The sequence below is a fragment of the Pectobacterium brasiliense genome (assembly GCF_013449685.1).
GTDB lineage: Bacteria > Pseudomonadota > Gammaproteobacteria > Enterobacterales > Enterobacteriaceae > Pectobacterium > Pectobacterium brasiliense_A.
In genome coordinates this window covers 159,092-179,393 of record NZ_JACDSF010000017.1, presented here as the reverse complement: position 1 = coordinate 179,393, position 20,302 = coordinate 159,092, and the positions used below count along the sequence as shown (strand labels likewise).

The 20,302-nt window shown below is 51.4% G+C and carries 18 protein-coding genes, 1 tRNA gene and 2 pseudogenes; 13 read left to right on the top strand and 8 right to left on the bottom strand.

Annotation, left to right across the window (positions count from 1 at the left end; all coding sequences use genetic code 11):
• Positions 1–139 precede the first annotated feature (139 nt).
• Positions 140–721, bottom strand: coding sequence for a TetR/AcrR family transcriptional regulator (locus tag H0248_RS08585; RefSeq protein ID WP_180785576.1), 582 nt, complete (start codon positions 719–721; stop codon positions 140–142).
• A 137-nt stretch (positions 722–858) separates the two neighbouring features.
• Here H0248_RS08585 and H0248_RS08580 point away from each other — a divergent pair, with 137 nt between their 5' ends.
• The 3 genes and pseudogenes from H0248_RS08580 to H0248_RS08570 form a co-directional block, all read left to right on the top strand.
• Positions 859–1,950: an alkene reductase gene (locus tag H0248_RS08580; protein WP_180785574.1), complete on the top strand. Its 1,092-nt coding sequence runs from the start codon at positions 859–861 to the stop codon at positions 1,948–1,950.
• 75 nt (positions 1,951–2,025) lie between these two features.
• Positions 2,026–2,808, top strand: a complete 783-nt coding sequence (locus H0248_RS08575) for an SDR family NAD(P)-dependent oxidoreductase (RefSeq protein ID WP_180785572.1) — start codon at positions 2,026–2,028, stop codon at positions 2,806–2,808.
• Positions 2,809–2,882: 74 nt separating this feature from the next.
• Positions 2,883–3,018: pseudogene (locus H0248_RS08570) on the top strand (uropathogenic specific protein); the annotation flags it as partial.
• A 185-nt stretch (positions 3,019–3,203) separates the two neighbouring features.
• Here H0248_RS08570 and H0248_RS08565 read toward each other — a convergent pair.
• The 3 genes and pseudogenes from H0248_RS08565 to H0248_RS22465 all read right to left on the bottom strand — a co-directional run.
• Positions 3,204–3,847: pseudogene (locus tag H0248_RS08565) on the bottom strand (tyrosine-type recombinase/integrase); the annotation flags it as partial.
• 125 nt (positions 3,848–3,972) lie between these two features.
• Positions 3,973–4,047: transfer RNA gene (locus tag H0248_RS08560), tRNA-Arg, on the bottom strand.
• A gap of 128 nt (positions 4,048–4,175) precedes the next feature.
• Complete coding sequence (locus H0248_RS22465; protein WP_374705262.1) at positions 4,176–4,298, bottom strand: hypothetical protein; 123 nt, start codon at positions 4,296–4,298, stop codon at positions 4,176–4,178.
• Positions 4,299–4,742: 444 nt separating this feature from the next.
• On the opposite strand from H0248_RS22465, the gene mlaA reads away from it, so the two are divergent.
• Positions 4,743–5,504 (top strand): phospholipid-binding lipoprotein MlaA, encoded by a 762-nt coding sequence (gene mlaA / locus H0248_RS08550; RefSeq protein WP_180785571.1) that lies wholly within the window; start codon positions 4,743–4,745, stop codon positions 5,502–5,504.
• 363 nt (positions 5,505–5,867) lie between these two features.
• Entirely contained in the window at positions 5,868–7,451 is a 1,584-nt protein-coding gene (mqo, locus tag H0248_RS08545; protein ID WP_180785569.1) for a malate dehydrogenase (quinone), read from the top strand.
• 188 nt (positions 7,452–7,639) lie between these two features.
• Here mqo and fadL read toward each other — a convergent pair whose 3' ends face one another.
• A complete protein-coding gene (fadL, locus tag H0248_RS08540; protein ID WP_180785567.1) occupies positions 7,640–8,902 on the bottom strand; it encodes a long-chain fatty acid transporter FadL in 1,263 nt (420 codons plus the stop codon).
• Positions 8,903–9,284: 382 nt separating this feature from the next.
• Here fadL and H0248_RS08535 point away from each other — a divergent pair, with 382 nt between their 5' ends.
• On the top strand, positions 9,285–9,581 hold the full coding sequence (locus H0248_RS08535; RefSeq protein WP_180785565.1) for a YfcZ/YiiS family protein: 297 nt from the start codon (positions 9,285–9,287) through the stop codon (positions 9,579–9,581).
• 89 nt (positions 9,582–9,670) lie between these two features.
• Here H0248_RS08535 and H0248_RS08530 read toward each other — a convergent pair whose 3' ends face one another.
• Together H0248_RS08530 and H0248_RS08525 are read right to left on the bottom strand one after the other, a co-directional pair.
• Positions 9,671–10,435, bottom strand: coding sequence for a class I SAM-dependent methyltransferase (locus H0248_RS08530; RefSeq protein WP_180785563.1), 765 nt, complete (start codon positions 10,433–10,435; stop codon positions 9,671–9,673).
• Positions 10,428–10,916 carry a MarR family winged helix-turn-helix transcriptional regulator gene (locus H0248_RS08525; protein ID WP_180785562.1) on the bottom strand — a complete coding sequence of 163 codons (489 nt, stop codon included), beginning with the start codon at positions 10,914–10,916 and terminating at the stop codon, positions 10,428–10,430. Before H0248_RS08525 ends, H0248_RS08530 begins: the two co-directional genes overlap by 8 nt.
• Positions 10,917–11,147: 231 nt before the next feature.
• Here H0248_RS08525 and fadI point away from each other — a divergent pair, with 231 nt between their 5' ends.
• From fadI to sixA, 4 genes are all read left to right on the top strand, one after another.
• The gene (fadI, locus tag H0248_RS08520; protein WP_180785560.1) at positions 11,148–12,461 is read left to right on the top strand and encodes an acetyl-CoA C-acyltransferase FadI; all 1,314 of its coding nucleotides are present in this window, start codon (positions 11,148–11,150) and stop codon (positions 12,459–12,461) included.
• Positions 12,458–14,674, top strand: coding sequence for a fatty acid oxidation complex subunit alpha FadJ (fadJ, locus tag H0248_RS08515; RefSeq protein ID WP_180785558.1), 2,217 nt, complete (start codon positions 12,458–12,460; stop codon positions 14,672–14,674). The genes fadI and fadJ overlap by 4 nt, the downstream gene beginning before the upstream one ends.
• 178 nt (positions 14,675–14,852) lie before the next feature.
• Entirely contained in the window at positions 14,853–15,569 is a 717-nt protein-coding gene (locus H0248_RS08510) for a GNAT family N-acetyltransferase (protein WP_180785556.1), read from the top strand.
• A gap of 484 nt (positions 15,570–16,053) precedes the next feature.
• On the top strand, positions 16,054–16,536 hold the full coding sequence (sixA, locus tag H0248_RS08505; RefSeq protein ID WP_180785554.1) for a phosphohistidine phosphatase SixA: 483 nt from the start codon (positions 16,054–16,056) through the stop codon (positions 16,534–16,536).
• Positions 16,537–16,625: 89 nt separating this feature from the next.
• Here sixA and smrB read toward each other — a convergent pair whose 3' ends face one another.
• Complete coding sequence (gene smrB, locus H0248_RS08500; RefSeq protein ID WP_180785552.1) at positions 16,626–17,168, bottom strand: endonuclease SmrB; 543 nt, start codon at positions 17,166–17,168, stop codon at positions 16,626–16,628.
• Between the two features lie 171 nt (positions 17,169–17,339).
• On the opposite strand from smrB, the gene prmB reads away from it, so the two are divergent.
• From prmB to mepA, 3 genes are all read left to right on the top strand, one after another.
• Positions 17,340–18,272 (top strand): 50S ribosomal protein L3 N(5)-glutamine methyltransferase, encoded by a 933-nt coding sequence (gene prmB / locus H0248_RS08495; protein ID WP_102117696.1) that lies wholly within the window; start codon positions 17,340–17,342, stop codon positions 18,270–18,272.
• A 75-nt stretch (positions 18,273–18,347) separates the two neighbouring features.
• Complete coding sequence (gene aroC, locus H0248_RS08490) at positions 18,348–19,433, top strand: chorismate synthase (protein WP_180785550.1); 1,086 nt, start codon at positions 18,348–18,350, stop codon at positions 19,431–19,433.
• 6 nt (positions 19,434–19,439) lie between these two features.
• Positions 19,440–20,285 carry a penicillin-insensitive murein endopeptidase gene (gene mepA, locus H0248_RS08485; RefSeq protein ID WP_039284826.1) on the top strand — a complete coding sequence of 282 codons (846 nt, stop codon included), beginning with the start codon at positions 19,440–19,442 and terminating at the stop codon, positions 20,283–20,285.
• Positions 20,286–20,302: the final 17 nt, after the last annotated feature.

Sequence of the window (20,302 nt, the reverse complement as noted above, 5' to 3'; positions counted from 1 at the left end):
AAAGAGGAATAGGGCAACGGATGCCCCAGCAGCAGCTCAATTAGCTCTCCTCTTTTAATATATTCAGCAGCAAAAAACGCCGGTAGTTCAGTGATGAAATTATCGGCAAGAGCGCCTACTCGTAAATGAAGATAATCATTTACTGTGAATTCGGCTGGGACGTCAATAGTGCCTCCTGACGGAGAATACGTGAGCGGCAAACTTTTAGGATCTCGTCGGCGAGGGCGGAATCATCAGGGCAGGCACGCGACAGCACCAGAGCGCCAACAAGGTGAGCAAGGGCGCTAATTCTTTCGGCGCGTAGCACATCGTCTCCTGCCCCATTCTCGCTTTCTAATGTAGCCAGTTGATTCTCAATTCCAGCTGCGAAACTTTCCTTAATTGATGCTGACTGGCGTGCTGAATCAACACCAAGCGCTGACATCACGCAGCCATTTCCCATCGAATCACGATGCTTGCGAGAGAGATATTGCTCTATAAAACCAGCCATATCGACACCCACGGTATTTTCTATCGAATGCGAAAAACCGTAGCTCATCGCCTCCGACATCAAATCTGCCTTGGAGCTAAAGTGTTTGTAAAATCCGCCGTGTGTTAAACCTGCGGCTGACATGAGTTCAGCTATACCCACGCCGTCATACCCCCGCTCACGAAACAGCACCGAGGCCGTCTCAACAATACGCATTCGATTTTCACGAACCTGCTCTTTCGAAACTTTCATCGCTTTATGGCCTTTTCTTAGAAATGTATGTCGCAAGTATACATTGATGATGATCGTAATCAAACCGTTTGACTTTTTAGATTGTGATCATCATCATTATATCTGGCGTTTCACAAATCACTATCAAGGGAACAAGCATGACGAACCAACAATTATTCCAACCCTATAGCCTTGGGCCAATAACGCTCACCAACCACATCGTGATGGCACCGTTAACACGTAATCGTGCCGGAAAAGATCTGGTGCCCAGCGAACTGGCAGCAACGTATTACGCGCAGCGTGCCACAGCCGGCCTGTTGATTACTGAAGCTACGCAGATCTCCGCACAAGCGCAGGGCTATCAGGATACGCCGGGGATCTATACGCCAGCGCAAATTGAAGGATGGCGTAAAGTGACTGATGCGGTTCATGCAAAAGGCGGGCGCATATTTGTACAGCTATGGCACGTAGGGCGTATATCCCATGTCGATTTACAACCTGGTGGTGCTGCGCCGGTCGCTCCGTCTGCCATTCGCGCCGAGACTAAAACGTTTGTGAACAATGGATTCTCGGACGTCTCTGAGCCACGTGCGCTTGAGTTGCAGGAAATTCCGGGGATTATCGATGATTTCAGAAAAGCTGCTGCTAATGCCATTGCTGCTGGGTTTGACGGCGTTGAGATCCACGGTGCGAATGGTTACCTGCTGGAACAGTTCCTCAAAGATGGGGCGAATCAGCGTACTGATGAGTACGGCGGCTCTGTCGAGAATCGTGCGCGCCTGCTGTTAGAAGTCACGGCGGCCGTTAAAGAGGAGATTGGTGCTGATCGCACGGGTGTGCGCATTTCACCGGTTTCCCCTGTGAATGCGATTTCTTGCAGCGATCCGCAACCACAATATGACTACGTCGCTGATCAACTCAATGCATTAGGCATCGTGTATCTCCACGTCGTTGAAGGCGCTACGGGCGGCCCGCGTGATGCATCCCCGTTTGATTACGATTCTCTGCGTCGACGCTTTAAAAATACCTACATTGGCAATAACGGCTATGACCTGACGTTGGCTTCAACTCACCTCTCTGAAGGCAAAGCTGATCTGTTCGCGTTTGGTCGTCCGTTCATCTCCAATCCGGATCTGGTCGAAAGGCTGAAGATGGGGGCGCCTCTGGCCTCACTCAATCCTGAAACACTTTATGGCGGTGGCGCCCAAGGGTACACAGATTACCCGTCGCTTGCCGAGACCAGCAAGTAAATCTGTGAGTGTCACGGTTCTACATACATCGCACATTGCGAATTCTGTTTACACATTAATGAAGAAGATAAACTTATGACTAAAGCTTCAGTTCTCATTACAGGCGCATCCACGGGTATTGGTGCCGTTTACGCTGAACGTTTCGCTCGCCGAGGTCACGACCTTGTTCTGGTTGCACGTGACAAAGCAAAGTTAGAGACATTGGCCGAACGTTTGCGACAGGAAAATGGCATTTCTGTCGATGTGTTGCCTGCTGATCTCACGCAAACGAACGATTTAGCTTTGGTCGAAACCCGTCTGCGTGAAGACACGCAGATTGGCATTCTTATCAATAATGCGGGTATCGCGCAGTCCGGCAGTTTTACAGAGCAGACGCCTGAATCGATAGGAAGCCTTATCGCACTTAACGTCACCGCCCTGACGAGACTGGCCAGTGCCGTGGCGCCACGGTTTGTACAAGCGGGTGAAGGCTCGATTGTTAATATCAGTTCCATCGTAGGCCTGGCCCCAGAATTTGCCATGACGGTTTACGGAGCAACCAAAGCCTTTGTTCTTTTCCTGTCTCAGGGCATGAATGTCGAGCTATCATCTAAGGGCGTTTATATTCAGGCGGTGCTCCCCGCTGGCACTTACACGGAAATTTGGGACCGTGCGGGTATCGATATCACTAACTCGCCAAAATTCATGGAAGTGGGTGAGTTAGTGGATGCCGCACTGGTGGGCTTTGATCGTCGTGAACTCGTCACTATCCCGCCGTTGCATAATGCTGCACGCTGGGACACCCTCGATACTTCACGTCAGGTTCTGCTTTCAGACATCAAACAGGATGAAGCAGCAGAGCGATATAAAGCACTTTAGTCAATGAGGTTTACTGTCAAAGGAGAATGACAATGCGGGGGGGTTGCCCTATTGGAAGTGGTCATGACTGCTTCCTTAACGGCAAGCCCGCTGCGTGTATTGGGGATAGCATCAATTGTGGTAGCGTCATTACATCCGGTAGTGGCAACGTCATTATTGGTGATACCCCCTCATCGTTCTCCGGTTCAGGCCTGTGCTAAACAGGCAGCAACCATTGCTGGCGTTAACCGGTAAGTATCTGGGGTTCAGGTAACCGTCAGTGGTGTTTGTGGAACTAAGAGGGATGGCTTAGTGTTGCACTTCGGCGTTGAATCTGCCCATGGCGAGTTATTCTTTATTTGATGTTATTTCTTTAAAAAATGATCTTCCAGAGGAAGGGGTGAAAAAAGGAATGCTAGGGGCTCTCGCTTCGCAGGAATAGTCCATAACGCATTTTTAAAGTCGAACTCTGACCAACGCGCAAATCTCAGTTCGCTGGAGCGGATAAACGTCAGAAGATATAACTGAACGGCTAATTGTATGATTCCTTTGCCTTTGTATGCCTCAATACGTGTCATCAGTTCGGTAATGTGTTCAAGGGGCAGAGCGGGGCGGTGAACACTTTTAGCCGTAGCGATGGCTACTTCCAGATCATAAGCCAGATTAACATCGATAAGATCATTATGAACCGCATAAAGCATGATTGCTGTGATGCGCTGTTGCAAGCGAGAAGCCAGTTCCAGATGTCCGGTTTTTTCTGCATTTTTAGCCGGTATTAACAGATCGCGGGTTTTAAGCGTTGCGATATTTTTTTGCCCGATAATTGGGAATACGTGCGTTGTCAGGCTATTGATAATCAGTGTTCGATGCCCCTCAGACTAGGTTTTATTGCTGACATGCCAGCTGCTGGCAACAGTTTCAAAGGTGAGTAACCCTTTCTCTTCAACCTTTTCCGCTTTTCACCTGGATCAATGTTATTGGCAATCTGTTGTCTGGCTTCGTCTCTTCTGCGACGGGCTTCTGTTAAAGAAACCGCAGGATAAACGCCTAATGCCAACATTTATACCAACAAAACAGCGTGGATGCCGCTCAAACTGAGTAGAGTGCAGTAGACTAGTTTGTTGTGTTAACTTGATGAATAGAATGGAAAAAATAGACTTTGATGGACGTTCGTGGGCGAGATTTTGGTGTCCCCAGCAGGAATCGAACCTGCAACTAGCCCTTAGGAGGGGCTCGTTATATCCATTTAACTATGGAGACATGAAGCTTGGCTATTATACGCATTTTTGCTCTGAGAATAAGCACTTAACGGCGCGTTTGCTCAAAGTGTCGGCAATCAGCGTTTCTGCCGATGCTCTTTTCCTTCATTCTCATGCGCCTTTTGACGTTTACTGTGTGATGCGACTCATGTCGTTACGGATTTGTGTGTGGCCAATGAACACCAGATAGAAAATCTCTGACGCACCGGCCACAATGTGGGTGGAATTACTGAAGGCAATCATCCCAGTCATAATGATGATAATCCACGGTTATGGATTCATAGTGATTCTCTCGACGAGTGGGCAGATTGTTGTCTGGCTAACGGTACTGACGTTGAGGGGTAATCATCGATAACCCCGATGATAAGCGTAGTGAGTTTTTACGCCATGGGATGGTGCGGCGTGACTCACTGGTTTAGGCTGGTGGTGCTATGCTGTGAGGGGAACAAGGGAATACCGTACTGTGCCCACGCCGGAGCGTGTGTCGCAACCATGCCGCGTGTTGTCCCCATAAGAAAAATGGCAAACCTCTGAAAATGCAGTAATGCGTAAGCCAACGTAGCGATGGAGCGATAAAATGTTACACTGTTGGCCGATATCCCGTCCTTGTCGCTCAGCCTGATAGGCTGTGGCTGATACTGGGAATACCCATTTTCGGTCGCGGGTATAGCACACTATAAATCAGGGAGAACAGATATGAATTACCGCCTGAGTGGGGTGGTGTTTGCCAGCGTGTTACTGATCGGCTGCGCCAGTTCCGGGGATCGAGCTCAAGAACGACGTTCAGATCCGCTTGAAGGCTTTAACCGTACCATGTTCAGCTTTAACTATGACGTTCTGGATCCTTATCTGGTGCGTCCTGCGGCTGTGGCCTGGCGCGATTATGTGCCGACGCCCGCGCGTAACGGACTAGGGAACTTCTTCAGTAACCTGGAAGAACCTGCAACGATGGTGAACTACTTCGTTGAAGGTAAGCCGTATAAAGCGATGATTCACTTTAACCGCTTCTTCCTGAATACCTTGCTCGGGATGGGCGGCCTGATTGACGTGGCCTCAATGGCGAACCCGAAACTGGCGAAAGAAGAGTCTCGCCGCTTTGGTAGCACATTGGGTCATTATGACGTGGGCTACGGGCCTTATCTGGTTGTACCTGGCTACGGCAGCGTGACACCTCGTGAAGACGGCGGTGGCGTCGTGGATACGTTGTATCCGATGCTGAGCTATCTGACGTTCTGGATGTCTGCGGGTAAATGGGCTATCGAAGGGATAGAAACGCGAGCACAGCTGTTGGATTCCGACGGTCTGCTGCGTAACTCTTCCGATCCATACCTGATGGTGCGTGAAGCCTACTTCCAGCGGCATGATTTCCTTGCCAGTGATGGGCAACTCACCCCGCAGAAGAACCCGAATGCGGCAGCGATTGAAGACTCGCTCGACGAGATCGACTCAGCGAAATAGTGTCACGTCACATCGCTCATTTCACAGGCACCTGCGGGTGCCTTTTGCTTTTATAAAACACTGCTAAACTTACTTTTACCATGATGATTCTGTGGTTTGTTTCTTAAAAGTTATTACTTTGTTGTCCATTTATTTACTTACTAAAATTTATTTCCTTTCGTCAGATAACAATAATGCTACGTCGTTAACCGCTACTGCTGCCCATCCTGGTTGAAATGTGTCTGCACGCTGATTTTTTTGTTAGCAAGGTGATTAACAAAAAGGTCATAAGAATGATGCCTTTTACGGATGATGGCGTGGTCGTGTGTTAATGAATGCCCAGAATGCTATTTACCTGCACTTATAAAAAATAGAGATATAAGCATGAAAAAACTACTTGCTATGTTCTTCTGCCTGAGCGTGGTGGTTAGCGCCCCACTGGCGATGGCTGAAGAGGCTAAAACGACAGAGAAGACAACGGATGTGGTACTGATCGGCGGGGGCATTATGAGCGCTACGCTGGGGGGGTATTTACAGGAGCTGCAACCAGACTGGTCTATCGACATGGTTGAGCGGATGGATAATGTGGCGGAAGAGAGCTCGAACGGCTGGAATAATGCCGGTACGGGTCACTCTGCTTTCATGGAACTCAACTACACGCCGGATAATCCCGACGGCCCAATCAACATCAGCAAAGCGCTGGAAATCACTGAAGCGTTTGAAGTCTCGCGCCAGTTTTGGTCCTATCAGGTGAAAAACGGCGTGCTGAATAATCCGCACTCTTTCATCAATAGCGTGCCGCACATCGCTTTTGTCTGGGGCGACGAGAACACCGCTTTCCTGAAACATCGTTATGACGCGATGCAGCACAGCACGCTGTACCGTGGCATGGCGTTCTCTGACGATCCCAATACGATCAAAGAGTGGGCGCCGTTGGTGATGGAAGGTCGCGATCCGGCACAGAAGATTGCGGCGACTCGTATGCCTATCGGTACCGACGTGAACTACGGTGAAATCACGCGTCAGCTGGTTGGCGCGATGAAAACCAAACCTAACTTTGCGCTGCACCTGAATTCAGAAGTGCGTGATATCAAACGCAATGCGGATAACTCCTGGAGCGTGACTTACGCCGATCTGAAGAACGGCGAGAAAGAAAGCGTGATTAAGGCGAAGTTTGTCTTTATTGGTGCGGGTGGGGCGGCACTGCAACTGTTGCAGAAATCTGGTATTCCTGAGGCCGATCTGTACGGTGGCTTCCCAGTTGGTGGCGAATTCCTGGTGACAGAAAACCCGGAAATCGTGCAGCGCCACATGGCGAAAGTTTACGGTAAAGCCTCCGTCGGTGCGCCACCGATGTCGGTTCCTCATCTGGATACACGTATTTTTGACGGTAAACCCGTTCTGCTGTTCGGGCCGTTTGCCACCTTCTCCAGCAAATTCCTGAAAAATGGTTCGCTGTGGGATCTGATCGGTTCCGTAACCTTCTCCAACGTGATGCCGATGACGCACGTCGGTCTGGATAACTTCGACTTGGTGAAGTATCTGGTTGGTCAGGTCATGATGGATGACGACGATCGTTTCGCCTCGCTGCAGGAATACTTCCCGAATGCGAAGAAAGAAGATTGGAAACTGACGGTTGCAGGGCAGCGCGTTCAGGTTATCAAGAAAGACGACGACAAAGGCGGCGTGCTGAAACTGGGTACTGAAATCGTCAGCTCTCAGGATGGTTCGATTGCCGCGCTGCTGGGTGCCTCTCCGGGCGCGTCTACCGCCGCGCCGATTATGCTGAGCCTGCTGGAAAAAGTGTTTAAAGATAAAGTCGCTACGCCAGAATGGCAGGGCAAACTGAAAGAGATCATTCCCTCTTATGGTCAGAAGCTGGACGGTAATATTGAAATGACCAATAAAATCCGCAGCTACACCAGCAGCACGCTGGGCCTTGACTATATTGAGGTTAAGCCTGAGTAATCGGGGTTAACTGGACGTCACGATGTCAGGCCGCGAAAGCGGCCTTTTTTGTACCTGTTCGTCTGGTAGATATAGGCATAAAAAAGCAGGTAAGTTGCCTTACCTGCTTTATCACGTTCTGACCGATAGCAATGAGAACGCGTGCTTTATTTAGAAACCTATACGTTATTTAGAACGCCATTCTTTACTTAGAACGCATAGTTGAAGTTCACGCCGTACAACCAGGCAGTTCCTTTTGAGCTGTATGAATAGGTATTAATACCCAAGGGATCAGCTTCTTTAATAGTAACTTTTTGCCCACGCATATAGGACACGCCTACATCAACAGAGGCGTCTTTATTAAATGCATAGGTGGTGCCCGCGCTCAGCCAGAAACGGTCTTGATCGGGTATGGAGATTGAGCGGTTTTCTGCTGGTACAGGGCTATCATCGAATGCAATACCACTACGGAACGTCCAGTTATCGTCATGATAGTAGGTGGTACCCAGTGCGATACGGTAGGCATCACGGAATCCCTCTTCCTTCCGAAATCGTATGTTTCCTGAATTATCGGTTGCTTTCAATTCCTGGAACTGGCTCCAACTGGTGTAGGTCAGGCTGTAGTGAACCGCCCATTTAGGGGCAACACGGTGATAGGCGGACGCTTCCCACATTTCTGGCAGATTGAGTGTTAGCTTACCAGGGATCGTTGCACCACCTGTTCCAGGGAATACTGGCAATTGGCTACTGTAATCACCGTTAAAGTCGATATCGACTTTGGAACGATAGGTCAGGCCGAAGCGGTTGTTTTCATCCACTTCATACAGGATGCCCGCATTCCAGCCGTAGCCCCACTCTTTGCCTTCCATACGTGATATTTCAGATGATGGCTGTAAACCTAACAGTGGAGCGGCTTCCCCAGCATGACGCACAAACTTGGCATCGGCATAAACGGCGTTAACCCCTAAACCAAAACTGAAATGCTGGTTCAGGCGATAGGCGGCGCTCAGGTTCAGGTTTGACGTCAACAGGTCGGTTTTCCCGCCGATAGATCCTGCGGCATAGCTGTCATTAAATTCTGTTGCTAACCCATAGTTGGTGGTGGCAGACGCACCAATCGCCCACTGTTCGCTAAGCGGCATGATGAAATGTAGGTTCGGTACCCAGGCATGTGGTGCGATATTTTTCGCATCAACATTTTGCCCAGATGAACTTGAACCACTGATATCGATATCTGGGTTGATATAGGTGACACCACCGGAGAAAGACGGACGGTCAAATAGGGTCATGGTCGCTGGGTTACGGCTACCTGAGGTCGCATTATCGGCTACCGCACCTTCACCAGAAAACGCACGTCCCAGACCCGATGATGAGTATTCATTTAGCTGGAAACCAGCTGCGGACACATTTGCTGAAAACAGGGCCACCGCAACAGCAATTGTGGATTGTTTGAACAGGTTTTTCTGGTTCATGACCAAAACCTCTTTATATGCTTGTTATTTAACGTTGTTACATGGGGTAACAAGGGACGCGCATTGTAGGGGGCGCACTCAGCCTGACAAATCAGACCAGTTGCCAAAGTATAAGTGGGGAATACGACAATGTTGCATTTGTGTATTGGAAATATTTCCAAAATGATGCGAAATTTAGATCTGCTTAACGTTTTAGTTAATTTGTGTGAAGCGATATTACTCGATTTTTACTGCTGCATAACACCGTAATGTGATTAATATCAATAAAATTACGGTCGAGCATGAAGTGCTGGTACTGCTTTGGGATGAGGGAGTAAAATATAAGGAAGATAAAAATATTTGAACTGGATCATATCTCCCCGCGTTTTAAGAGGAAAGTAGCATGACGAACGTAATCAACAAATGCAGTGCTGAAGAAACCGCAGCCTGCTGCTGTGTCGATGTCGGCACAATTATGGATAACACGGATTGCACGGCGTCTTACAGCAACGTTTTCGGCAATCGTGCTGAGGCGGAAGCGGCACTGGCCGCCCTGACGGAAAAAGCGCGTGCGGTAGAGTCTGAACCTTGCGAAATCGCCAGCACGTTGGAAGACGTAGACGGCGGCGTTAAGCTGGACATTAATTTTACGTTCAGCTGCCAGGCTGAAACGATGATTTTCCAGCTCGGCCTGCGTTAAATCTTCTTCTGGCAGGCATTGCGTTATCGCATCGCCTGCCTCGTTTTATTTCCCTTCGTTGTTTCTATCCACCACTGTCGGTGGTGTTGTCACTTTTCAACTCTTCCTATTCGCATGTTAATCGGCCATCGAACCGGTCGGCATGTTGTTGGCGTTCCCCAGAGTGTCGCGATGTCGTCATAAAAACGGCGCAGCATTTCCTCTCGTCCTGCTTCTCGGGCTCTGGCGACGGCAGACCAGGTCGAAATATAACCAATAAGGGCGTCTAACGGCCATTCAAGGTGGATGTTAAGAGGCGGTGCGGCGATCTCATTAAAAGGGAAGGGGATATCCCGATATCCGTTATCAACCAACTGACGTTCGGCAGGCCAAAACGGACCAATCTCTTCGTAATAAAACTGACGAAATCTGTCGTTCAGATCGTCATCAAGCTGCATAACGCCATAGCTGATGAGGGCCAGTATTCCCTGAGGGACTGCCACTCTGCGGACTTCCTGATAAAACGCATCCAGCTTGAACCAGTGCGCTGCCTGCGCTGCGGTAATCAAACTGTAAGTGAGTGGCTGTTCGGGCAGCGTTTCGGCCGGGGAGCACGCGTAGTCGATACGATGATGCGCAACGGCGTTGCCTAGCTGGCTCATGCTGGGATCGATACCTTTTACAGCGTCGAAATGTTCAGCCAACTGTCGCGTAAGCTGCCCAGTTCCGCACCCTACATCCAGCGCGTTTTGGGTATTGGGTGCGAGACTGGAAAGGTATTCTGCCAGTTCGGGTGGATAGTGCGGTCGGTGGCGGGCATAGTTCTCCCCACCTGAGGAAAACCAGTTTCTGCTTTCTTCGGTTGCGTTAGTCATCTTTATCACCTGAGGCGTGTAACTCTGCACGCGCTATCTGTATGCGTTTCTCGAAGTCCTGCTGTTCCAATGCAGACGCCAACTCCTCCAGCCCTTTCATCAACTGCCAACCGGCCTCTTTTTCAAGCTGTTCAATGGCGAGGAAAATGGCTTCCCAGCAGGTTTCGAGCTGAGCAACAAGTTGAATGCCTGCTGGCGTCAGCCTGATGGCAAATTTGCGCCCGTCACGGAGCTGTTCGCGTACAAGAATGCCGTCCTGCTCCATTAACGCGACTGACTGGCTGATCGCCCCCTGTGTCAGGTGCGTGGACTCAGTGATGTCCTGCACGGTCTGAGCGCCTGCGGCCATTGCTCGTAGGATAGGGGTAAATCGTGGACGATAATTGAGTGACAGGGCGCGGTAGTTTGATTCCGAACCTTTATCAACCAGCTCAGCGGTATACCTCAGCAGTTCGCCCAATCCGGGTTTAATTTTCAACATCGCCTCCCTAGTTGGAATAAATACATTAGCGCTAATGTATTTTGTTGGCAAATGCCTTTGCGTAAATAATGTTAATGGTATCGGGGCTGACAACGGCATGCTCTTCACACTTTTGTGTTGCGCAGCTTTGCGTAATGTAACTATCTGGTTAACAATGAAATCAGGTCTGACCTGTTGTGCGCGTACTTTATTTTTGGTTAACGGAAGTATTTTCGGTTAACAGGAGCGTTTATGAGCGAGGTATTACCTCTGATAACCCGCCGTGGCGATCGCATTGCGTTCGTGAGCGGATTACGCACCCCATTTGCCCGGCAGGCAACGGCCTATCATGGCGTACCTGCCATCGAATTAGGGAAGCTCGTCACCAGCGAACTACTGGTTCGCACTGGGATCGATCCTGAATTGATCGAGCTATTGGTTTTTGGGCAGGTGGTTCAGATGCCCGAAGCGCCGAATATCGCTAGGGAGATCGTGCTCGGCACGGGCATGAGTGTGCATACCGATGCCTACAGCGTGTCGCGCGCCTGCGCCACCAGCTTTCAGGCGGTCGCCAACGTGGCGGAAAGCATTATGGCGGGGACGGTGGACGTCGGCATTGCCGGCGGGGCGGATTCCTCTTCCGTGCTGCCGATTGGCGTCAGCAAAGCGTTGGCCAGAACGTTGGTGGATATGAACAAGGCTCGGACGCTGAGCCAGAAGTTGAAACTGTTAAGCGGCCTGCGCCCGAAAGATCTGCTGCCGGTTGCGCCCGCTGTGGCGGAGTATTCCACCGGGCTGCGCATGGGCGATACCGCCGAACAAATGGCAAAAACCTACGGTATCACGCGTGAAGAGCAGGATGAACTGGCGCACCGCTCACACAAGCTGGCGGCTCAGGCCTGGGAATCCGGCGTGCTGCGCGATGAAGTGATGACGGCTTACGTCCCGCCTTATGACAAGGCGCTGAGTGAAGATAACAACGTGCGCCATGATTCCTCGCTGGAGCAGTATTCCCGTTTACGTCCGGCGTTCGATCGCCGACACGGTACGGTCACGGCGGCGAACAGTACGCCGCTCACGGATGGCGCGGCGGCGGTGTTGATGATGAGTGAATCCAAGGCGGAACGTCTGGGGCTCACGCCGCTAGGCTATCTGCGCAGCTATGCATTTAGCGCCATCGGCGTACAGCGTGACATGTTGCTGGGACCGGCTTATGCCTCCCCGCTGGCGTTGGCAAGGGCTGGCGTGACGCTGGCCGATCTGACGCTTATTGATATGCACGAAGCCTTTGCCGCGCAGACGTTGGCAAATCTCAAACTGTTTGCCAGCGATGAGTTTGCCCGGAATCAACTGGGTAGAAATGCCGCACTGGGTGAGGTCGATCGCGCCAAGTTCAATGTGCTGGGGGGATCCATTGCCTATGGACATCCCTTTGCTGCCACTGGCGCGAGGATGATTACCCAAACGCTGAATGAACTGCGCCGTCGTGGCGGCGGGCTGGGGTTAACCACCGCCTGCGCGGCTGGCGGGCTGGGTGCGGCAATGGTACTGGAGGTGACGCCATGAACGATCAACAGCCTTTCTCCGTGACAACATCGTCTGCAATCGAAACAACATCATCTGTGACGGAAAGCCCCTCTGCCTTTTCCCTAACGATTCGGCCGGACAATATCGGTGTTATTTGCATTGATGTTCCCGGCGAGAAGGTGAACACGCTAAAGAGCGAATTTGCAGAACAGATTCTTTCGGTCTTTGAACAGGCGCGGCAGCATGCGACGCTCAGGGGGCTGATTTTTATTTCCGCCAAGCCTGATTCGTTTATCGCCGGTGCGGATATCACCATGTTGAACCAGTGCAGCAGTGCCGAACAGGCAGAAAATCTGGCGAAACAAGGGCAGGAAACGTTCGATCAGGTAGCCGCGCTGCCGTTCCCCGTGGTGGCCGCGATCCACGGTGCCTGTCTGGGCGGTGGGCTGGAATTGGCCTTGGCCTGCGACTATCGCGTCTGCTCGCTGGATGAAAAAACGGTGCTGGGGCTACCGGAAGTGCAGCTTGGCCTGCTTCCCGGCTCAGGTGGAACGCAGCGGTTGCCACGGTTGATTGGCCTGGATAGCGCGCTGGATCTCATTCTGACCGGCCGCCACCTCCGTGCGAGTCAGGCGTTACGACAAGGGCTGGTTGATGAAGCCGTTCCGCACGATATTCTGCTGGAGACGGCGGTCGAGATTCTCAAAAAAGGAAAACGCAAAGTCGTGCCGCTGGGCTGGCGTTCGCGTTTGCTGAGTAGCCTAGGTATTCGCGATGTATTGTTCAAAATAGTGAAACACAAAACGCGAGCGAAAACACACGGCAACTATCCGGCCACGGAAAAAATCATTCAGGTGGTACGTCGGGGCATAGAAAAAGGCCGTGACGAAGGGTATCGGCACGAGGCGCGAGCGTTTGGCAAACTGGTGATGACGCCGGAATCGGCCGCGCTACGCCATCTATTCTTTGCCTCCAATGCATTAAAGAAAACCGCCGGTGCGGACTCTGAAGCGAAGCCGATCCACCGCGTCGGTATTCTCGGCGGTGGGTTGATGGGCGGTGGGATCGCCAGCGTGACGGCGACGCGCGGGCAGTTACCAGTGCGCATTAAAGATATCAATGAACAGGGCATTAACCATGCGCTGAAGTACAACTGGCAGTTGCTGACCAAACGCGTTCAGAGTAAGCGGATGAAGCCGACGGAGCGCCAGCGGTTGATGACGTTGATTTCCGGTAGTACGGACTATCGCGGTTTTGAACATGCGGATATCGTCATTGAGGCCGTTTTTGAAGATCTGGCGCTGAAGCGGCAGATGGTGGCGGAGATTGAAGAGCACGCTGCGCCGCACACGATTTTTGCATCGAATACCTCCTCGCTGCCGATCCATCAGATTGCAGAGGGCGCGCGCCGTCCGCAACAGGTTGTGGGTCTGCATTACTTTAGCCCGGTGGACAAAATGCCGCTGGTTGAAGTGATTCCTCACGCGCACACCAGCGCAGAGACGGTTGCGACGACGGTGGCACTGGCGAGAAAGCAGGGGAAAACCGCGATCGTCGTAGGCGACAGCGCCGGTTTTTATGTGAACCGCATATTAGCGCCTTATATCAACGAAGCGGCTTATTGCCTGCTGGAAGGGGAACCGATTGAATCGATCGATTATGCGTTGGTGCGCTTTGGCTTCCCCGTTGGTCCGCTGGCGCTGCTTGATGAAGTCGGTATTGATGTCGCGACCAAAATTGTACCGGTGCTGAGTGAAGAACTGGGCAAGCGTTTCACCTCTCCACCCGCGTTTGATGCGATCCTGAAAGATGGACGCAAAGGGCGCAAGAATGGGAAAGGATTCTATCGATACAATAAAACGCGCCGTTTCTGGCAGTCGGGCAGAGAGGTGGATAGCTCGGTTTATCCGCTGCTGGATGTGACGGCGAAAGCCCATATTGACCCCGCGCTGATCAACCAGCGTGCCGTGATGATGATGCTGAACGAGGCAGCGCGTTGTCTGGATGAAGGCGTGATCCAGTGCGCCCGCGATGGCGATATCGGCGCGGTATTTGGCATTGGCTTCCCCCCTTTCCTCGGCGGGCCGTTCCACTATATGGATCGTCTGGGAGTGGAAACGGTCGTGAAAACGCTACTGGTGCTGCAACAACAGTATGGCGATCGGTTCGCACCCTGTGAACGTCTGCTCGCGATGCGGGAAGGTCGACGGACGTTTTATCCGCCAACCGATGAAGACCAGATCGCTAGTTGATCGTGACGGCATTTCTATACGTTCGAGCTGACTGGTTTGTCTGACTCATATTAATGAGGTTGGTGAAGTGATTTAGGCTGTTTTCTATATTACGTGGCTAGGACCGCAACGGGTAATACCCAATGAATACCTTTATGGTTTTTTATTAATGTAATAATACGAAAAAGGCGGCGTTATCATGACAGAGTTCAATGTTTACGGTCAGGAATTGGGTAAATCATTGCCTGAGTGGCAACCACGATCGCTTCCACAAAAAGTGGTGCTTAAAGGAAAGTACTGTCTTCTTGAACCTATTGATCTCAAACATAGTCAGGATTTATTTGATGCTTGGCACAGCATTGATGACGAGCGAGATTGGACGTATTTTCATATCAAACGCCCAGTGACCATTAGACAATGTGATCACTATATTGCTTCGCTTGCCGCGAGCAAGGATCCACTTTTCTTCGCCGTTATCAGCCTTTCTACGGGTAAAGCGGTGGGGTTTATCGCATTACAGCGGATGGATCCGGATAATGGTGCTGTAGAGATTGGTTGGATTAACTGGTCTCCTCTGATGAAACGAACGTTATCTAGCACCGAGGCCATTTTTCTTTTACTCAATTATATTTTTGACACGTTACAATACCGTCGATGTGGCTGGAAATGTGACAGCTTGCATCAGTCTGCAATCAGTGCAGCGGAGCGGCTGGGGTTCAGATATGAAGGAACACTCCGACAAACTCAGGTTTCCAAAGGTCATAGCCGTGATGTCCGCTGGTATTCAATTATTGATAGTGAATGGTCCGCTATCTCTCAGGCCATGCAATGGTGGCTACATCCATCCAATCTTGATGATCTAGGCAGACAAAAAAAACGTCTGTCGGAATTTATGCCTGAATCGGAGCATGAATAATATTCAAACTAGCCTGATAATACGTTGAAAAATTAGGTAATATTTTCAACTAGTCGATTATATAACCTAAATATATTCTAGATAATTCGAGTTGCGTGTAGGTGGCAATCGCATGAATCCCCAGGAGCTTACTCAGGTAAGTGACTGGGGTGAATAAGGGCGGCCAACGCACAAGCAGCTTGAAGTATGACGGAATATGCCCCTCTTGATTTTGTAAATATACCTTTCCAATAATATGTGTTCGACTAGGGGGACATTAAACTTTTATTTATCATGGTATTACCATTAGATAAATGGGAACAGGACCTGCGTCATATTGAAACCAGTACTCGGCGAGTTTATCAGAACGAGAAACTCAGGTAACCTACAGGAATAAGACGATTTATACCCTACATAATTTGAATGGCCTATGCAGGATAATCCCTGCATAGGCAACTTAAATTATAGAAAATACATAATTATTTCATTAACATAGCGGTGTAATATGCAAGTGTTGATAATGCGTCATGGTGATGCAGTACTTGATGCAGCGAGTGATGCTGTTCGGCCATTGAGCGACGCTGGTCGTGATGAATCCCGTCAGATGGCGTGTTGGTTGAATGAGCAAACTATCGATATTGAGCGCGTTCTGGTGAGCCCTTATTTGCGTGCCCAGCAAACGCTCGAGGTGGTGAAAAAAGCGTTGCCGCTGCCGGAAGAAGCGGATTGTCTGAATGAGTTGACGCCCGGCGGCGATGCCCAGCTCGTTAGCTATTATCTGCAAACGCTGGCGAGAGAAGGTGTGGGGGCGGTTCTGGTTGTGTCGCATCTGCCGCTGGTGGGCTATCTGGTTGCCGAATTATGCCAGAATGAAACCGCGCCGATGTTCGCCACATCCGCTATTGCCTGCGTGAAGGTGGAAGCGGAATCCGGTCATGGCCTTCTGCACTGGCAAGTCAGCCCAGCGCAGTTGAGCGCAAAATCCTGAATGCTAACCTAACTTCAACGCCTGAATTTATATGGTATGAGGCGTGTAATGGACTGACACGCCTTGTCGTTCTTCGAAGAAGGGCGGGATTACTCAAGCAAAGGCGCCTCTAACGCCACCAAAATCAGCAGCGCGGCATTCCCACCGAACTCTTTCGGAGCCTGATGAAAAGCCAGCACGTCAGGGTGCTGTGCCAGCCAGAGCGGCGTTTGCTGCTTAAGGATATGCTTGCCGTGCCCGTGCATCACACAGGTGCAGTAAACGTGCTCCCGCCGACAGGCCGCCAGCAGCGCGCCCAGTTCCTTCTTTGCCTGAAGCTGCGTCAGGCCATGCAAGTCCAGAAACAGCTCCGGTGAATAATCCCCTCGTCGAAGTTTCTTCAATTCATAATGGCTGGCACCTGGGCGCACATAGCGCGTCGGGCCTTCCGCATCCAGCTGTGGCTGAAATTCATCCGAAAAATAGAAACTGGCATCAACCTGCTCCTGCAATACCCGTTTGGCGGGCAATTCGCCCAGTTTTTTGCGCAGCGGTTTGTGGGTATAGGTATCCTGACGCAATTTTTTTGTGCCAGTGATTGACGTGCGAAAAAGCTGTAATTCGTCGTCATTTAGCGAATATTTATTACTCATGTTTCATTCATCTTGCGTCAACATTCGATCAGTTTACCTTGTCTCCCCGCTGTCGCTAAATAAAAGTCTGTATCGGAGCGCGTTCAGTCGGTTATATCTGCTGATTTGTCGCAGGCTTCATGGCAAACTAAGCGCCAATTTGCCATTCAGAACTGTCTGCGGAGGACACCCTTGGACAAAATTTTCGTCGATGAGGCCGTCAGTGAACTTCATACCATTCAGGATATGTTGCGCTGGGCTGTCAGCCGGTTTAACGCAGCCAACGTCTATTACGGTCACGGGACGGATAATCCCTGGGATGAAGCCATACAGCTCGTCTTGCCTAGCCTGTATCTGCCGCTCGATATTCCTGAAGATATGTACACGTCGCGTTTGATCACCAGCGAGCGGCAGCGCATTGTTGAACGTGTGATCCGCCGCGTCAATGAGCGTATTCCTGTCGCCTATTTGACCAACAAGGCCTGGTTCTGCGGCCTGGAATTCTACGTGGACGAACGCGTGCTGGTGCCGCGCTCTCCCATCGGTGAGCTGATCAATAACTATTTTGATGAGCAACTGCCAAAAACGCCAAACCATATTCTGGATCTGTGCACGGGCAGCGGCTGTATTGCTATTGCCTGCGCTCAGGCGTTCCCAGAAGCGGAAGTCGATGCGGTCGATATCTCCAGCGAGGCGCTGGCGGTAACCGAGCAAAATATTCAGCAGCACGGTCTGGAATACCGCGTGACGCCGATTCGCTCTGATCTGTTCCGCGATTTACCGGCGATTCGCTATGATCTAATCGTGACCAATCCACCGTATGTGGATGAAGAAGATATGTTCGATCTGCCGCAGGAGTTCCGTTTCGAGCCTGAGCTGGGGCTGGCGGCGGGCAACGACGGCTTGGATCTGGTGCGCCGTATTCTGGCTTGTGCGCCAGACTATCTGAGCGATGACGGCGTGCTGATTTGCGAAGTGGGCAACAGTATGGTGCACCTTATCGATCAATACCCAGACATCCCGTTCACCTGGCTGGAGTTTGATAATGGCGGTGACGGTGTGTTTATGCTAACGCAATCACAACTGGTCGATTGCAAAGCGCATTTCAGCGCTTACCGTGATTAAGCGGTCATAACGATATTTATTCGCCTTACCGTGTAGACGGTAAGGCAGAAACAGAAAACATGCGAAGGAGTTGTGATGGCAGGCAACAGTATTGGGCAATTTTTCCGCGTCACTACATTTGGTGAATCCCACGGTATTGCCCTGGGATGTATTGTTGACGGCGTACCGCCGGGGATCCCGCTAACGGAAGCGGATCTGCAACACGATTTGGATCGCCGTCGTCCGGGGACCTCCCGCTATACGACGCAGCGCCGTGAACCCGATCAGGTCAAGATTCTGTCCGGCGTTTTTGAAGGTGTGACAACGGGGACCAGTATTGGCCTGTTGATTGAAAACACCGATCAGCGTTCTCAGGATTACGGTGCGATTAAAGATGTCTTCCGCCCCGGTCATGCTGATTACACCTACGAGCAAAAATATGGCCTGCGCGATTACCGTGGCGGTGGCCGCTCTTCCGCGCGTGAAACCGCAATGCGCGTTGCCGCGGGTGCGATTGCGAAGAAATACCTGCAACAGCAACATGGTGTGAAGGTACGTGGCTATCTGTCGCAGATTGGCGATGTCACCTGCGAGCTGAAAGATTGGGAACAGGTTGAGCAAAACCCGTTCTTCTGCCCGGATATCGACAGGCTGGAAGCCCTGGATGAACTGATGCGGGCGCTGAAAAAAGAGGGCGACTCGATTGGCGCGAAGGTCAGCGTCGTGGCGGAATCGGTGCCTGTCGGATTAGGCGAGCCGGTCTTTGACCGTCTGGATGCCGATTTGGCTCACGCACTGATGAGCATCAACGCCGTGAAAGGCGTCGAAATTGGCGATGGCTTTGCCGTTGTCACCAAACGTGGCAGTGAAAACCGAGACGAAATCACGCCGGACGGTTTCCAAAGCAATCACGCTGGCGGCATTTTGGGCGGGATCAGCAGCGGTCAGAACATCGTTGCACATCTGGCGTTGAAGCCGACCTCCAGCATTATGGTGCCGGGGAAAACGATCAACCGCCAGGGCGAAGCGACTGAAATGGTGACGCGCGGGCGTCACGACCCGTGTGTGGGCATCCGTGCGGTGCCGATTGCCGAAGCCATGATGGCGATTGTGTTAATGGATCACCTGCTGCGCCAACGCGCACAGTGTGGGGATGTGAACAGTCAGGTTCCTCGCTGGTAAAAAATAATGAAACAAGGGTTAATCGGGGTTCTCGCGCTGGCACTGAGCGCGCCGCTGTTATCGAACGCCGCGTGGGCGAAAACGCCCTGGCAGGAGATTGCGCATCCGGTTGCGGGTACGCCGCAGTCAATTGGTAGTTTTTCCAATGGCTGTATCATCGGTGCCCAGCCGCTGCCATTGCAGTCGCTGGATTATCAGGTGATGCGCATCGATCAGCGCCGCTATTTCGGTCACCCCGATCTTCTGGCGTTTATTCACCGCCTGAGCAACGAGGTTAAGCGTACGACCTCCGGTAATGTGCTGGTGGGGGATATGGGCATGCCTGTTGGGGGACGATTCAGCAGCGGCCACGCCAGTCACCAATCCGGGCTGGATGTTGACATCTGGCTGCAATTGCCCAGACAGCGCTGGAGCGAGCAGCAGTTGCTGAAACCGCAGCCTATCGATTTGGTTAACGCCAGCGGGCTGAACGTTAACCCACGCGTTTGGCGACCGGAAATCACCACCCTGATCAAAACCGCTGCGTTGGATAGCGACGTAACGCGCATCTTCGTTAATCCGGCGATTAAAAAACAGCTGTGTGTTGAAGCAGGCCACGATCGTGACTGGCTGCGCAAAGTTCGCCCTTGGTTTGCACACCGTGCGCATATGCATGTGCGCCTGCGCTGCCCGGCGGACAGCCTTGAGTGTCAGGATCAGGACGAACCCCCTGTCGGTGATGGATGCGGTGCTGAGTTAACCAGCTGGTTCCAGCCAAAACAGCCGAGTACCGAAGCCCCGGAAAAAACCACGCCGCCGCCGTTGCCTCCGTCTTGTCAGGCATTACTCGACAGACATTTTGCCGCGAGATAACGAATAACTATGTCGCG

Bases quoted from the DNA above. Each gene is read 5' to 3' on its own strand.
- H0248_RS08585 (WP_180785576.1), bottom strand. From the start codon at position 721: ATGAAAGTTTCGAAAGAGCAGGTTCGTGAAAATCGAATGCGTATTGTT.
- H0248_RS08580 (WP_180785574.1), top strand. From the start codon at position 859: ATGACGAACCAACAATTATTCCAACCCTATAGCCTTGGGCCAATAACG.
- H0248_RS08575 (WP_180785572.1), top strand. From the start codon at position 2,026: ATGACTAAAGCTTCAGTTCTCATTACAGGCGCATCCACGGGTATTGGT.
- H0248_RS22465 (WP_374705262.1), bottom strand. From the start codon at position 4,298: ATGACTGGGATGATTGCCTTCAGTAATTCCACCCACATTGTGGCCGGT.
- mlaA (WP_180785571.1), top strand. From the start codon at position 4,743: ATGAATTACCGCCTGAGTGGGGTGGTGTTTGCCAGCGTGTTACTGATC.
- mqo (WP_180785569.1), top strand. From the start codon at position 5,868: ATGAAAAAACTACTTGCTATGTTCTTCTGCCTGAGCGTGGTGGTTAGC.
- fadL (WP_180785567.1), bottom strand. From the start codon at position 8,902: ATGAACCAGAAAAACCTGTTCAAACAATCCACAATTGCTGTTGCGGTG.
- H0248_RS08535 (WP_180785565.1), top strand. From the start codon at position 9,285: ATGACGAACGTAATCAACAAATGCAGTGCTGAAGAAACCGCAGCCTGC.
- H0248_RS08530 (WP_180785563.1), bottom strand. From the start codon at position 10,435: ATGACTAACGCAACCGAAGAAAGCAGAAACTGGTTTTCCTCAGGTGGG.
- H0248_RS08525 (WP_180785562.1), bottom strand. From the start codon at position 10,916: ATGTTGAAAATTAAACCCGGATTGGGCGAACTGCTGAGGTATACCGCT.
- fadI (WP_180785560.1), top strand. From the start codon at position 11,148: ATGAGCGAGGTATTACCTCTGATAACCCGCCGTGGCGATCGCATTGCG.
- fadJ (WP_180785558.1), top strand. From the start codon at position 12,458: ATGAACGATCAACAGCCTTTCTCCGTGACAACATCGTCTGCAATCGAA.
- H0248_RS08510 (WP_180785556.1), top strand. From the start codon at position 14,853: ATGACAGAGTTCAATGTTTACGGTCAGGAATTGGGTAAATCATTGCCT.
- sixA (WP_180785554.1), top strand. From the start codon at position 16,054: ATGCAAGTGTTGATAATGCGTCATGGTGATGCAGTACTTGATGCAGCG.
- smrB (WP_180785552.1), bottom strand. From the start codon at position 17,168: ATGAGTAATAAATATTCGCTAAATGACGACGAATTACAGCTTTTTCGC.
- aroC (WP_180785550.1), top strand. From the start codon at position 18,348: ATGGCAGGCAACAGTATTGGGCAATTTTTCCGCGTCACTACATTTGGT.
- mepA (WP_039284826.1), top strand. From the start codon at position 19,440: ATGAAACAAGGGTTAATCGGGGTTCTCGCGCTGGCACTGAGCGCGCCG.